Origin of the sequence: Collinsella aerofaciens (genome assembly GCF_015553355.1) — a bacterium.
Taxonomy (GTDB): domain Bacteria; phylum Actinomycetota; class Coriobacteriia; order Coriobacteriales; family Coriobacteriaceae; genus Collinsella; species Collinsella aerofaciens_V.
The window spans coordinates 183357-195398 of record NZ_JADNGN010000001.1; the positions used below are offsets into that span (position 1 = coordinate 183357).

General features: G+C 59.9%; 15 protein-coding genes and 1 pseudogene. All 16 read right to left on the reverse strand.

Annotated features, from left to right (window positions below; translation table 11 throughout):
- Window position 1: 1 nt before the first annotated feature.
- Window positions 2–370, reverse strand: coding sequence for a 50S ribosomal protein L14 (gene rplN / locus I2D57_RS00745; protein ID WP_006235041.1), 369 nt, complete (start codon window positions 368–370; stop codon window positions 2–4).
- A gap of 118 nt (window positions 371–488) precedes the next feature.
- Window positions 489–749, reverse strand: a complete 261-nt coding sequence (rpsQ, locus tag I2D57_RS00750) for a 30S ribosomal protein S17 (RefSeq protein WP_006235040.1) — start codon at window positions 747–749, stop codon at window positions 489–491.
- A 16-nt stretch (window positions 750–765) separates the two neighbouring features.
- The gene (gene rpmC, locus I2D57_RS00755) at window positions 766–981 is read right to left on the reverse strand and encodes a 50S ribosomal protein L29 (RefSeq protein WP_006235039.1); all 216 of its coding nucleotides are present in this window, start codon (window positions 979–981) and stop codon (window positions 766–768) included.
- Between the two features lie 101 nt (window positions 982–1082).
- Window positions 1083–1481 (reverse strand): annotated as a pseudogene (rplP, locus tag I2D57_RS00760) (50S ribosomal protein L16); the annotation flags it as partial.
- Window positions 1481–2191, reverse strand: a complete 711-nt coding sequence (rpsC, locus tag I2D57_RS00765; protein WP_006235037.1) for a 30S ribosomal protein S3 — start codon at window positions 2189–2191, stop codon at window positions 1481–1483. The pseudogene rplP and the gene rpsC, both read right to left, overlap by 1 nt.
- A 6-nt stretch (window positions 2192–2197) precedes the next feature.
- A complete protein-coding gene (gene rplV, locus I2D57_RS00770) occupies window positions 2198–2569 on the reverse strand; it encodes a 50S ribosomal protein L22 (protein ID WP_006235036.1) in 372 nt (123 codons plus the stop codon).
- Between the two features lie 14 nt (window positions 2570–2583).
- Window positions 2584–2844, reverse strand: a complete 261-nt coding sequence (gene rpsS, locus I2D57_RS00775) for a 30S ribosomal protein S19 (protein WP_006235035.1) — start codon at window positions 2842–2844, stop codon at window positions 2584–2586.
- Between the two features lie 32 nt (window positions 2845–2876).
- Window positions 2877–3707, reverse strand: coding sequence for a 50S ribosomal protein L2 (gene rplB / locus I2D57_RS00780; protein WP_022094198.1), 831 nt, complete (start codon window positions 3705–3707; stop codon window positions 2877–2879).
- A gap of 179 nt (window positions 3708–3886) precedes the next feature.
- The gene (gene rplW, locus I2D57_RS00785) at window positions 3887–4174 is read right to left on the reverse strand and encodes a 50S ribosomal protein L23 (protein ID WP_022094197.1); all 288 of its coding nucleotides are present in this window, start codon (window positions 4172–4174) and stop codon (window positions 3887–3889) included.
- Window positions 4175–4801 carry a 50S ribosomal protein L4 gene (gene rplD, locus I2D57_RS00790; RefSeq protein WP_195361140.1) on the reverse strand — a complete coding sequence of 209 codons (627 nt, stop codon included), beginning with the start codon at window positions 4799–4801 and terminating at the stop codon, window positions 4175–4177.
- Between the two features lie 46 nt (window positions 4802–4847).
- A complete protein-coding gene (gene rplC / locus I2D57_RS00795; protein ID WP_089572481.1) occupies window positions 4848–5468 on the reverse strand; it encodes a 50S ribosomal protein L3 in 621 nt (206 codons plus the stop codon).
- Window positions 5469–5760: 292 nt separating this feature from the next.
- A complete protein-coding gene (locus tag I2D57_RS00800) occupies window positions 5761–6387 on the reverse strand; it encodes a histidine phosphatase family protein (protein ID WP_195361141.1) in 627 nt (208 codons plus the stop codon).
- Between the two features lie 39 nt (window positions 6388–6426).
- Window positions 6427–7581, reverse strand: a complete 1155-nt coding sequence (locus I2D57_RS00805; RefSeq protein ID WP_195361142.1) for a cation diffusion facilitator family transporter — start codon at window positions 7579–7581, stop codon at window positions 6427–6429.
- A gap of 151 nt (window positions 7582–7732) precedes the next feature.
- Window positions 7733–8947, reverse strand: a complete 1215-nt coding sequence (locus tag I2D57_RS00810; protein WP_195361143.1) for a PTS transporter subunit EIIC — start codon at window positions 8945–8947, stop codon at window positions 7733–7735.
- Window positions 8948–8987: 40 nt separating this feature from the next.
- On the reverse strand, window positions 8988–10712 hold the full coding sequence (gene accD / locus I2D57_RS00815) for an acetyl-CoA carboxylase, carboxyltransferase subunit beta (RefSeq protein ID WP_195361144.1): 1725 nt from the start codon (window positions 10710–10712) through the stop codon (window positions 8988–8990).
- Window positions 10699–12042: an acetyl-CoA carboxylase biotin carboxylase subunit gene (locus I2D57_RS00820; RefSeq protein ID WP_006235026.1), complete on the reverse strand. Its 1344-nt coding sequence runs from the start codon at window positions 12040–12042 to the stop codon at window positions 10699–10701. Before I2D57_RS00820 ends, accD begins: the two co-directional genes overlap by 14 nt.

Here is a 12042-nt window from a genome sequence, read left to right on the forward strand (position 1 = left end):
ACTACAGAGTCTCGGGAGCGAGCGAGACGATCTTCATGTACTTCTTGTCACGAAGCTCGCGAGCGACGGGCCCGAAGATACGGGTACCGACGGGCGAACCATCGTTGTTGATGACAACGCAGGCGTTCTCATCAAAGCGAATGTAGGAGCCATCCTTGCGGCGGATCTCCTTAACGGTGCGAACGACGACGCAACGGACAACGTCCTTCTTCTTGACGTTGGCGCCAGGGGTAGCCTCCTGGACAGCACCGATGAACACATCGCCGATGCCTGCATAACGACGCTTGGAACCGCCAAGCACCTTGATGCAGCGAATCTTGCGAGCGCCGGAGTTGTCGGCGACGTTCAGCATGGTTTGCATCTGAATCATGGTAGATGTTCCTCCGAACTAAGAACCGAAGAGAGGTGCGCAGCCTTTATACGGCCCGTGGTATGCAAGCCAGGCATACGCACATCTTCGGAAACGTACAAGTCGTAAGAGCGACTGCTTATTTAGCGCGCTCGACGACCTCGATGAGGCGCCAACGCTTCATCTTGGACATAGGACGGGTCTCCATAACGCGGACGGTATCGCCCACGCCAGCCGTGCACTCCTCGTCGTGAGCGTGCAGCTTCTTGGAGCTGGTCATCATCTTGCCGTACTTGGGGTGACGCTTGCGCTCGGTGATGGTGACAACAATGGTCTTGGCACCGGAGACGGAGGTAACGACACCCGTACGGACCTTACGCGAGTTACGCGAATCAGTCATGTTCTCTCCTTAGGTCCTACTCGGCGACAGCGGACTTCTCCGCTGCGATCTCGCGGGCGCGCTGCTCCGTGAGGACGCGAGCGATGTCCTTCTTCACGGTGTTGACGCGAGCGGTGTTGTCCAGCTGGCTGGTGGCCATCTGGAAACGAAGGTTAAAGAGCTCGGCGCGCATTTCCTTCAGCTTCTCAACGAGCTGAGCGTCCGAGAGCTCACGAATCTCTGCGGGCTTCATTAGTTCTCCTCCTTGGCGGCGGCGTCCTCAGCAGCCCACTTGGCCTCGAGAGCGGCCTCCTCAGCCATTTCCTTCTCGATGCGCTGCTCAGCGTTCTTGGCAACCACAATCTTGGTCTTGATGGGGAGCTTGTGCTGAGCAAGACGCAGAGCCTCGCGAGCGACCTCCTCGGGCACGCCCTTGACCTCGAACATGATGCGGCCGGGCTTGACGACGGCCACCCACTCCTCGGGGTTGCCCTTACCAGAACCCATGCGAGTCTCGGCAGGCTTCTTGGTGATGGGCTTATCGGGGAAGATCGTGATGTAGACACGACCGCCACGCTTCATGTAGCGGGTCATGGCAATACGAGCGGCCTCGATCTGACGGTTGGTGATCCAATGGGCCTCGAGAGCCTGGATACCAAACTCGCCGAAATGCAGCTCGGTATTACCCTTGGCCTGGCCCTTCATGGAGCCACGCTGCACCTTGCGGTGAAGAATACGCTTAGGGGCAAGCACTACTGACCCCTCCTCTCGGAGTTACGACGACGAGGACGGGAAGAGCCCTCGAGTGCAGGGTTGGGAACAGGCTGGCCCGGGAGCTTCTCGCCCAGGTAGATCCAGACCTTCACGCCGCAAGCACCCATGGTGGTGCTGGCGACAGCCGTGCCGTAGTCGATCTTGGCACGGAGGGTGTGCAGAGGCACGCGACCCTCGCGGTACCACTCACGACGGCCCATCTCGGCACCGCCGAGACGACCGGAGCACTGGATACGGATGCCCTTAGCGCCGGCCTTGCGGGCGGACTGGACAGCCTTACGCATAGCGCGACGGAAGGCAACGCGGCCCTCGAGCTGCTCGGCGATAGACTGAGCAACGAGGTTGGCGTCGAGCTCGGGTCGCTTGATCTCGACAACGTCGACGGAGAGCTGGCCCTTGGAGACCCCAGCGACCTTCTCGAGCTCGGTGCGGAGGGTATCGATCTCGGCACCCTTCTTACCGATGACAACGCCGGGGCGAGCGGTGAGGATGATGACCTTCACCTTGTCGCCAGCGCGCTCGATCTCGACACGGGAGACAGCTGCGCGGGAAAGACGCTTCTCGAGGTACTTGCGGATCTCGAGATCGTTACCGAGGGTCTTAGCGTAATCCTTCTCTGCGAACCAGCGGGAGCGCCAGTTCTCGGTGATGCCAAGACGGAAGCCGGTGGGGTAGACTTTCTGACCCATACAGCTTTACGCCTCCTTTCGAGGAGCAACGACGACGGTGATGTGGGAAGTACGCTTCAGAATACGAGAAGCGGAACCCTTGGCGCGGGGACGGATGCGCTTAAGCGTCGGACCCTCGTCAACATAGGCAGCGGCGACAACCAGGTTGTCGGCACGCAGACCGTTGTTGTTCTCGGCGTTCGCAACGGCGGAACGGAGAACCTTCTCGACATCCACGGCGACGGCGCGGTCGCAGAAGTGGAGGATGTCGAAGGCCTGAGCGACAGGCTTGCGGCGGATCAGATCGACCACCAGGCGGGCCTTGCTGGGGGAAACACGCACGTACTTAGCGACGGCGCGAACCTCGGTGGCCTCAGTTTCAATAGACTTAGTTGCCATTTACGGTTAACCCCCTATTTGGCCTTGTGGCCACGGAACGTACGAGTCGGCGCGAACTCGCCGAGCTTGTGACCAACCATGGACTCGGTAACATACACGGGCACATGCTTGCGGCCGTCGTGGACGGCGATGGTGTGACCAACCATCTCGGGGAAGATGGTGGACGCGCGGGACCAGGTCTTCACGACGTCCTTCTTGCCAGCCTCGTTCATCGCGGTGATACGCGAGAGAAGGCGAGTCTCCACGAACGGGCCCTTTTTGAGACTTCTGCTCATAAGTGCTTTCTCCTAAAACTCGGTATCCGAAATTACTTCTTACGGCGACGAATGATGTGCTGGTTCGAGACCTTCTTCTTCTTGCGCGTACGAAGGCCCTTCGTCGGCTTACCCCAGGGGGTAACAGAGGGACGACCAGAGGTGTGGTTCTTGCCCTCGCCACCGCCGTGCGGGTGGTCGACAGGGTTCATGACGGTACCGCGGACGGTCGGGCGCACGTTCATGTGACGCTTACGGCCGGCCTTGCCGATGACGATGTTGGAGTGATCGGCGTTGCCGACCTCACCGACGGTGGCGCGGCAGGTAACGAGGATGCGGCGCATCTCGGAGGAAGGCATACGGACGATAGCGTACTTGCCCTCCTTACCCATCAGCTGGCAGGAGTTACCGGCGGAACGGGCGATAGCAGCGCCCTTGCCCGGCTGGAACTCGACGGCGTGGATGAGCGTACCGACGGGGATGTCGGCGAGGGGCAGAGCGTTGCCCGGTTTGATGTCGGCGTCAGAACCGGACATGATGGTCTGACCGACCTCGAGGCCCTTGGGGGCCAGGATGTAGCGCTTCTCACCGTCAGCGTAGTGCAGCAGAGCGATGCGAGCGGAACGGTTCGGATCGTACTCGATCGTGGCAACCTTGGCGGGCACGCCGTCCTTGTTGCGCTTGAAGTCGATCACGCGGTAACGACGCTTCACGCCGCCGCCCTGGTGGCGGGTGGTGATGCGGCCGTTGTTGTTACGACCGGCCTTCTTGGGCAGGGGCTCGAGAAGAGACTTCTCGGGCTTGGTGCAGGTGATCTCGGAGAAGTCGGAGATCGTCTGCCAACGCCTACCAGCGGAGGTCGGCTTAAGGTGCTTTACAGCCATTACAATCCCTTTCAATAGGAATCCGTTAGCCATCGCAGACAGGGATTCGAGGTTCTGCCTCGGGTGCGATGACACCGGACGTATACACGGTTCCGGGCGTGTCCATTTTATACACCCAAAACCTTGAGCTCCCGCCTCCCCTATTTGGGAGGCATGAGCTCACTCAACAGCAGCGAGTCTTAGGCCTGGTTGCCAAAGACCTCGATGGTGTCGCCCTCGGCCAGCGTGACGATGGCCTTCTTCCAAGAACGGGTCTTGCCGGCGACATAGCGCACGCGCTTGGTCTTGGGCTTGACCGTCAGGGTGTTCACGCGAACGACCTTGACGCCGAAGATCTCCTCGACAGCGTCCTTGATCTGATACTTGTTAGCATCCTTGGCGACCTCGAACGTGTACTTGTTCAGCTCCATGCCGGAGAAGGAACGCTCGGACACGATCGGACGGATGATGATCTCGTGGGCGGTCATTTATGCAAGCACCTCCCCGAAGTGAACGGCGATGTCGGCGGGCATCAGCACAGCGTTGTTGTTGACGAGATCGTAGGTGTTGGCCTCGTCAGCGGTGATGATGAACGTCTTGGGAATGTTGCGGAACGACAGGTAGGCGTTGACGTCCTCATCGCGAACGATGATGGTCAGACGCTTGCCCTCAAGGCCGAGAGCCTTGAGCATGGCGACGGCAGCCTTGGTGGAAGGCTTCTCGAAGCCGTAGTCGTCGACGAGCACGAGCTCGCCATCGGCCAGCTTGGCGGACAGCGCGGAGCGCATAGCCAGCTTGACCTCCTTGTTGTTCATACGCTTAGCGTAGGAACGGGGCTTGGGGGCGAAGACAACGCCACCGTGACGCCACTGGGCAGCACGGATGGAACCCTGGCGGGCACGGCCGGTGCCCTTCTGACGCCAAGGCTTCTTGCCGCCACCGGAAACCTCAGAGCGACCCTTAGCAGACTGGGTGCCCTGACGCCAAGAGGCCATCTGGCACTTGACGATGTGGTGCATAACGTGGATGTTCGGCTCGATGCCGTACACCTCAGCGGCGAGCTCGGCCTCGGCGACCTTCTTGCCCTCGCTGTTCTTTACTTCAAACTTTGCCATTTAAGTGTTCTCCTTGGTATGACGCTGGGCTAAATGGGCTGGGCCCTTAGGCCATACGGATGGCGACGAGACCATTCTTGGCACCCGGGACAGCGCCCTTGACCAAGATGAGGTTCTGCTCGGCATCGATGCGGACAACGGAAAGGTTCTTGACGGTAACGCGCTCGTTACCCATGTGACCGGCCATCTTGACGCCCTTGAGGACGCGCGCAGGATAGGCGCACTGACCGATAGAACCGGGGTGACGCTGGAAGTGAGAACCATGCGTCATAGGACCGCGGCGCTGACCCCAGCGCTTGATGCGACCCTGGAAGCCCTTACCCTTGGAGGTACCGATGACGTCGACCTTCTCGACATCAGCGAAATCAGCGACGGTGACGACCTCGCCGACCTTGTGCTCCTCGCCGTTCTCGACGCGGACCTCACGAAGGAAGCGGACAGGCTCGACGCCAGCCTTGGCGAAGTGACCAGCCATGGGCTTGTTCACGTTCTTGGCCTTGATGTCGCCGAAACCGATCTGGACGGCGTCATAGCCGTCGGTTGCCTGAGTTTTAACCTGCGAGACAGCGCAGGGGCCAGCCTGGATGACCGTGACGGGAACGACGTTATCGTTCTCGTCCCAAACCTGGGTCATGCCAATCTTGCGGCCGAGAATCATGCTGATCAAGATATGATCCCAACTCTCGCGTGGTCTTGGGACAATGCGTACACCACCGAGCGTACGCCCCTAGAGGACCACTACTTACACGACGTGCTCCCCAGCCTTGTATTTCGCCCGGACTACCTGACAACCCTATTAAGCAGGCATTTTGTCCAGCCAGAATACTCCCCTGGTTTCACACAGCTGTTTAGTATACACGGCTGCGGGCGTATCCATCGAGATTCATATTTCACTCACATTGTTTACGCAGGTAAAGTGCGTGGCACGTTCCCAGTGTGCTAAACCTTGCTCGCTCAGGCTAATGACTTTGTTGGGGGTCCACTATTTGCTGGAGGGTGAACTTACATTGATGAGGCTCGCCTTCTGCTTGTGGCTTTGCCTCATCGAAATCGAAGATCATGATGGCGCAATTGGGGAGTTTTGTTGGGAGCTCGAAGCCCTCTGGGGCTGCAGCCTTGATGAATTGGCGGCTGACGCTGCCGTGGCTTACTGCTAGAAGGGTTTCGATGCCCTCGGAGCCCATGATATTGGTGAGGGTGTCTACCATGCGCTCTTGCAGTGCCTGGCTTCCTTCTCCTCCGAATGGGATTAAGTCCTCGCCCGGATCCCAGACGTCAGTGGGCAGGGCGTCGTGAGGGCCTTCTTCGAAGGTTCCGTAGCAGCGTTCGATGATGCCTTCGCAGGGCTCGACTGCTGCGTCCGGGCCGAGGAGTTCGGTTGCGACGAGCTGAGCTGTGTCCATGGCTCGGCCTAGGGGCGAAGAGACCACTTTATCGGGGACGACGCCGTGGCCCTTGAGCCATGCGGCTGCCATTCCCGCTTGTTTGTGGCCCAGGTCGGTCAGCGGTGAATCGCAGCGGCCCTGGACCAGCTTTTTGACGTTGAACTCCGTCTGACCGTGGCGGAGTAGATACAGCTTCTTCATGCTCTCCCCTTCTGCATAACCTGCTTTGCCGGCACAGCCTTACTCGTGGGTATGTCCTACGTAGTCTTCGTCGATCGTAATCTTGGCAATCGACTTTGGATATTCCGATTCGACCCGTTGTGCCAGCGCGTGCTTTAAGTCTTCGGCACTCATTTGCAGATCCGAGGGACGCACGCAGTCAAAAATCACGTTGGTGTGCGTGGGGCCCGGCACGCAGCGCAAATCATGAATCGAAAGGCGGCTATCGATCTCTTGAGCCATAGCGTTGATGCGCAAGCGCATGCTCGCCACCTTTGGATCGTCGGTCACGATGGGGTCGTAGTGAAGTGTGACAATCATGCCGTCTTCGTTCCTAAACGACTGCTCGATGTTATCGAGCGTGTCGTGACTTTCCAGCGGGCTTGCCTCGGCTGCCATCTCAGCGTGAGCGCTTGCGAACTTCCTGCCCGGACCATAATCGTGAACCATAAGGTCGTGAACGCCCAAAACGCCGGGGTAGCTCATGATCTTGTCTCGAATGTGCTTGACCAGCTTAGGATCGGGCGTCTGGCCCAAAAGCGGGCTCACCGTATCCTGGATGAGTTCAAAACCGCTCCAGCCAATATAGGCGCCAACGGCAAGGCCGACCCATGCATCAAGATTGATATGCGTCACCTGGGAAACAATCGCGCACGCCAGCACGGCGCCTGTGGCAAGGACATCGTTCTTGGAATCCTGCGCGGTCGCATGCAGCGTCTCGGACTCAATGCGGTCACCGAGCTTTTGGTTGAGGGCCGCCATCCAGAGCTTTACGACCATCGAAAGCGCCAGGACCGCCACCAGGGCAAGCGAGAACTCGACAGGTTCGGGGTGGATGATGCGCTCAAACGAGGATTTGATAAGCTCAAGGCCGATCAGCAGCACGAGTGCAGCCACGACCAGACCCGAGAGATACTCGTAGCGACCGTGGCCGTAAGGATGCTCGGGGTCGGCCGGCTTGCTCGCCAGCTTAAAGCCCAGCACGCTCACGATATTCGAGCTGGCATCGGACAGGTTGTTCATGGCATCCGCCACGATCGAAACCGATCCCGACAGCACGCCAATTACGCCCTTCGCAGCGCATAGTGCCACATTGGCGAGAATACACACCACGCCCGTCAACGTGCCCACGCGCGCACGGTCGCCCTGCGCACGCTTAACAATCCACTCGACCATCTACATCTGCCCCCACGGTACTACCTATATATCTATTGCTCAAACGGATTGTAGTGTAGCCACTTTATCCCCCAGATACAAAAAAGGCCGCAACCCACACGGGCCACGGCCTTGGAATGTGGCAAAGGAATCGTCCTTGTGTCGCACAGGTTTACGCGCTTACTTCGGCCACGCTCTTCGAGGTTTCGGGTGAATCGGCTCCGTCCCCCATCGTCTGTCCCTTCGCCGGCACCACGCCAAAGCAGTAGCTCAGCGCCGCAGACACCGCAAATGCCACACCGCCGGCAGCACAGCACCATAGCAGGTTCGAGATGCCGCCCGTGGCAAAGCCAATGACCATGAGGACATTCGTCATGCCGATGGTATAGGCCGTAACGTGGCCCGCGGCTGCAACAAGGCCTCCGACGGCACCGCCAATGGCCATGCACGTCAGGCACCTGCCATATTTAAAGCCGCAACCGTACAGCGCCGGCTCGCTTACGCCGCCAAGCACGCCCGAGATTGAATAGCCCAGCATGAGGGCCTTCTCGTCCTTATCCGCAACGCGAAGCGACGCACCAAAGGGCATGCCCCAAACGGCAAACGTTGCCATCGTCGCGGCGATCAGAATGCACGAATCCGTTCCCACACTCATAAACTGCGCATAGGCGAGCGATAGGACAACGTTGCTGATGCCCGCAATCTTAAGGAACTCCCAACCCGCGGCAAGCCCCATGAGCGTAAGCAGCGACACGATGCCACCGGAATTGCCAAGCATAAACATAAGCTGTCCCAACAGCATGCCCAGATAGCTGCCCGCCGGCGCCGTAATGCACAGCGAAACCGGAACCATGACGAGCATGGTCGCAAACGGAACGAACGAAAACGCCACGGCCTTAGGGATAACGCGCTTAAAGAAACACTCCACTCGCCATAGCACGGGCACCGAGATGAGAACCGGAATAACAGTCGTCGTGTAATCGTTGACCGGCGCGGGAAGCAGACCATACACGGAAGTCATCGATGCCCCCGTCGTCGACGCGGCATCGACGAGCTTAAGCAGATCGGGCGCAATCAATACGCCGCCCAGCATCATGCCCAGCTGCTCCGAGCAACCGAGCTGGCGAGCGGCCGCCCAACCAAGATAAATGGGCAAAAAGTAGTAGCCGGCGTTATAGAGCCAACTGTAGAACAGGCGATAGATTTCAGAATCGGCAGACCACAGGCCCAGCATGCCTTCGCCCATAATGACAGCGACGGTGCGGAACAACGCCGCGCAGACAATAAACGGCAGCGCCGACATCATGCTTTTGGACAGATAATCGACCACGGCCATGGCGTTTGATGAAACCGACGTTGTAAACGAGGTGTTAGAAACTTGCGACATGGAACGCCTTTCCCAATGTGACATGCGGGCTGCCCCTTTGTCACATCGTGCGGTACCGACCGATTGCGCGGTACTTTTCGTAGCGGAGGTTTGTGAGGGTCGCGTCGTCGAGTTGCCCAAGCGTATCGAAGGCATCAAATGCCGAGGACATGACGACACTGGCGATCTCCTCATGCGACAGGCCCCTATCGTCGACAATGCCGTCGATGATTCCGAGCGCCAACAGATCGGGGGCCGTGAGCTTAAGCGCCTCGGCGGCCTCATTCGCGCGCTCGGTATCCTTCCACAGGATCGATGCACAGGCCTCGGGGCTCACGACCGAATAGGCCGAGCTCGAGAGCATCAGGATGCGGTCGGCCACAGACAGCGCCAGCGCGCCACCAGAGCCGCCCTCGCCTGTCACCACCGAGACAATCGGCGTCTTAAGGCCGCTCATCTCCATGAGATTCTGGGCAATCGCCTCGCCCTGGCCGCGCTCCTCGGCACCGATGCCGCAAAACGCGCCCGAAGTATCGACCAGACACAGAACCGGTCGACCAAACTTTTCGGCCTGGCGCATCAGGCGACGCGCTTTGCGGTAGCCCTCGGGATGTGCCATACCAAAGTTGCGACGCATGCGCTCTTTGGTCGTGGTACCGCGCTCGACGGCGATAACCGTCACGGGTCGCCCGTCTTTCCAGCCAATGCCAGCCACCACGGCGGCGTCGTCGCCAAAGTAACGGTCGCCATGCAGCTCCACAAATCCATCCAGGCCCAGCGAGATCATCTCACCTGCCGTGGCGCGATCTGCCGAGCGGGTCTGCTTGACAATCTCGAGCGCGGTTTTTGGTACGGCCGAGCGCTTGAACAAGTGTCCCAGCTTTTTGCCGCGACGACCCGTATGCACGATCTCATGCGGTGCCCCCAGGCCGGGCGCGTGCCCTTCGTGCAGTGCCAGCAGCTCGCCTACCGTGAGCGCAATCTCGCCACGCGGAACAACGGCATCGCAAAAGCCGTGCTCCAACAAAAACTCGGAGCGCTGGAATCCCTTGGGCAGGCGCTTGTGCATGTTCTGCTCGATCACGCGCGGGCCGGCAAATGCCGTCAGGGCATCGGGCTCGGCCAGGATAATATCGCCCTCCATGGCAAAGCTCGCGGTTACGCCTCCGGTCGTGGGGTCGGTGAGCACCGTGATATACAGACCGCCCGCCTCGCTGTGGCGCCTAACCGCCGCAGAAATCTTGGCCATCTGCATAAGCGATGTCACGCCCTCCTGCATGCGGGCGCCACCCGAAACGGTAAAGCCGACAACCGGCAGCCCCAGGTCGGTCGCGCGCTCAAACGTACGGCAGATCTTCTCGCCCACCACCGAGCCCATCGAGCCCATCATAAAGTTGGCATCCATAAAGAAGAGCGCCGTATCGCAGCCACAAATTTTGCCCCTGCCGCACACGACGGCATCGCGCTCGCCCGAACGCTCGCCAGTGCTCTTGAGCTTGTCGGCATAACCGGGAAACGAGAGGAAGTCCTCCGACGCCAGATTGGCATCCCATTCCTCAAACGTGCCCTCGTCGACCGTCATGCGCATGCGCGCGCGACCGCTCACGCGAAAGTGTTTGCCGCAACGAGGGCAGACCTCGAGGTTGTCGCGCAGGCGCGCCTCATCGATCACACGGCGGCACTCCGGGCACTTGATAAACACGTGGCGCGCGGGAAACTCGGCGCACGACTCGGTCATCGGCCCCTCGAGGACGTTGACCGTCTTCGCTTTTCTATTCATCAGCATAGAGATGCCCCATCAGATCGGTGTGGTACATGCCCGACAAGAACTCATCGTTTGCCAGCACGTCGAGCTGCAGTTCGCTGTTTTCGCTCACGCCCTCAATCACGAGCTCGCCCAGGGCCGAGCGCATCTTGCGAATGGCGCCGTCACGCGTGGGCGCACACACGATGAGCTTGCCGAGCATGGAGTCGTAGTACGGCGGAACTTTAGCACCGGTAAACATGGCGGAATCCCAGCGCACGCGCGGACCACCCGGCACACGCAACGCGGTGACCGTTCCGCATGACGGCAGAAAGTCCGGCGTTTCGGCATTGATGCGGCACTCCATGGCGTGGTTGCGGACCGGCATGTCCTCCTGCTCAAAGGGCAGAGGCTGGCCGGCTGCCACGCGCAGCTGCCACTTGACCAAGTCGGTATCGGTCACAAACTCCGTAACCGGATGCTCCACCTGCAAGCGCGTGTTCATTTCCATAAAGTAGAAATTGCCGTCGTCCGAATACAGGAACTCGATGGTACCGGCTCCTTCGTAGCCGACGGCACGAGCCAGGTCACGCGCTGCCTTGTGCATGCGAGCACGAATGTCGTCGTGTCCGTCGAGGCACGGCGCGGGGCTCTCCTCGATTAGCTTTTGGTTGCGCCGCTGCACCGAGCACTCGCGCTCGCCGAGCGAAAACACATGGCCCTGCTTATCGGCCATAATCTGTACCTCAACGTGATGCGCCGGCGCGACGAACTTCTCCATGTAGCACTCGCCGTCGCCAAAAACGGCCTCGCCCTCGGCGCGTGCTTCAATAAAGGCCTTTGCCGCATCTTCCACGCGCTCGACCTTACGAATACCGCGACCGCCGCCGCCCGCACGCGCCTTAATAAGCACGGGGCAGCCAATGCGCTCAGCCTCGGCCGTTGCCTCCTCGGGACTTTTGAGCAAATCGCAGCCCGGCACGATGGGCACGCCCGCCGCGGCAGCCGTTCGACGTGCGGCGTCCTTGTCGCCCATGCTGTCGATCACCTTGGCCGAAGGACCAACAAACGCCAGGCCATACTTGTCGCAGTCGCGCACGAAGCTCGCCTTCTCGGAGAAAAAGCCATAGCCGGGATGAATTGCCTTAGCTCCCGACTTTACGGCACAGGTGAGCACAGCATCGTCGTTGAGGTAGCTCTCGGCAAGACGCGGACCGCCGATGCAATACGCCTCGTCGGCAAGCTGCACGTGCAGCGCGTCCGCATCGGCCGTGGAATAAACGGCGACGGTCTTGATGCCCATATCGCGGCACGCGCGGATAACACGGACCGCGACTTCGCCGCGGTTGGCGATGAGCACTTTGTCGAACAT

Bases quoted from the DNA above. Each gene is read 5' to 3' on its own strand.
- rplN (WP_006235041.1), bottom strand. From the start codon at position 370: ATGATTCAGATGCAAACCATGCTGAACGTCGCCGACAACTCCGGCGCT.
- rpsQ (WP_006235040.1), bottom strand. From the start codon at position 749: ATGACTGATTCGCGTAACTCGCGTAAGGTCCGTACGGGTGTCGTTACC.
- rpmC (WP_006235039.1), bottom strand. From the start codon at position 981: ATGAAGCCCGCAGAGATTCGTGAGCTCTCGGACGCTCAGCTCGTTGAG.
- rpsC (WP_006235037.1), bottom strand. From the start codon at position 2,191: ATGGGTCAGAAAGTCTACCCCACCGGCTTCCGTCTTGGCATCACCGAG.
- rplV (WP_006235036.1), bottom strand. From the start codon at position 2,569: ATGGCAACTAAGTCTATTGAAACTGAGGCCACCGAGGTTCGCGCCGTC.
- rpsS (WP_006235035.1), bottom strand. From the start codon at position 2,844: ATGAGCAGAAGTCTCAAAAAGGGCCCGTTCGTGGAGACTCGCCTTCTC.
- rplB (WP_022094198.1), bottom strand. From the start codon at position 3,707: ATGGCTGTAAAGCACCTTAAGCCGACCTCCGCTGGTAGGCGTTGGCAG.
- rplW (WP_022094197.1), bottom strand. From the start codon at position 4,174: ATGACCGCCCACGAGATCATCATCCGTCCGATCGTGTCCGAGCGTTCC.
- rplD (WP_195361140.1), bottom strand. From the start codon at position 4,801: ATGGCAAAGTTTGAAGTAAAGAACAGCGAGGGCAAGAAGGTCGCCGAG.
- I2D57_RS00800 (WP_195361141.1), bottom strand. From the start codon at position 6,387: ATGAAGAAGCTGTATCTACTCCGCCACGGTCAGACGGAGTTCAACGTC.
- I2D57_RS00805 (WP_195361142.1), bottom strand. From the start codon at position 7,581: ATGGTCGAGTGGATTGTTAAGCGTGCGCAGGGCGACCGTGCGCGCGTG.
- I2D57_RS00810 (WP_195361143.1), bottom strand. From the start codon at position 8,947: ATGTCGCAAGTTTCTAACACCTCGTTTACAACGTCGGTTTCATCAAAC.
- accD (WP_195361144.1), bottom strand. From the start codon at position 10,712: ATGCTGATGAATAGAAAAGCGAAGACGGTCAACGTCCTCGAGGGGCCG.
- I2D57_RS00820 (WP_006235026.1), bottom strand. From the start codon at position 12,042: ATGTTCGACAAAGTGCTCATCGCCAACCGCGGCGAAGTCGCGGTCCGT.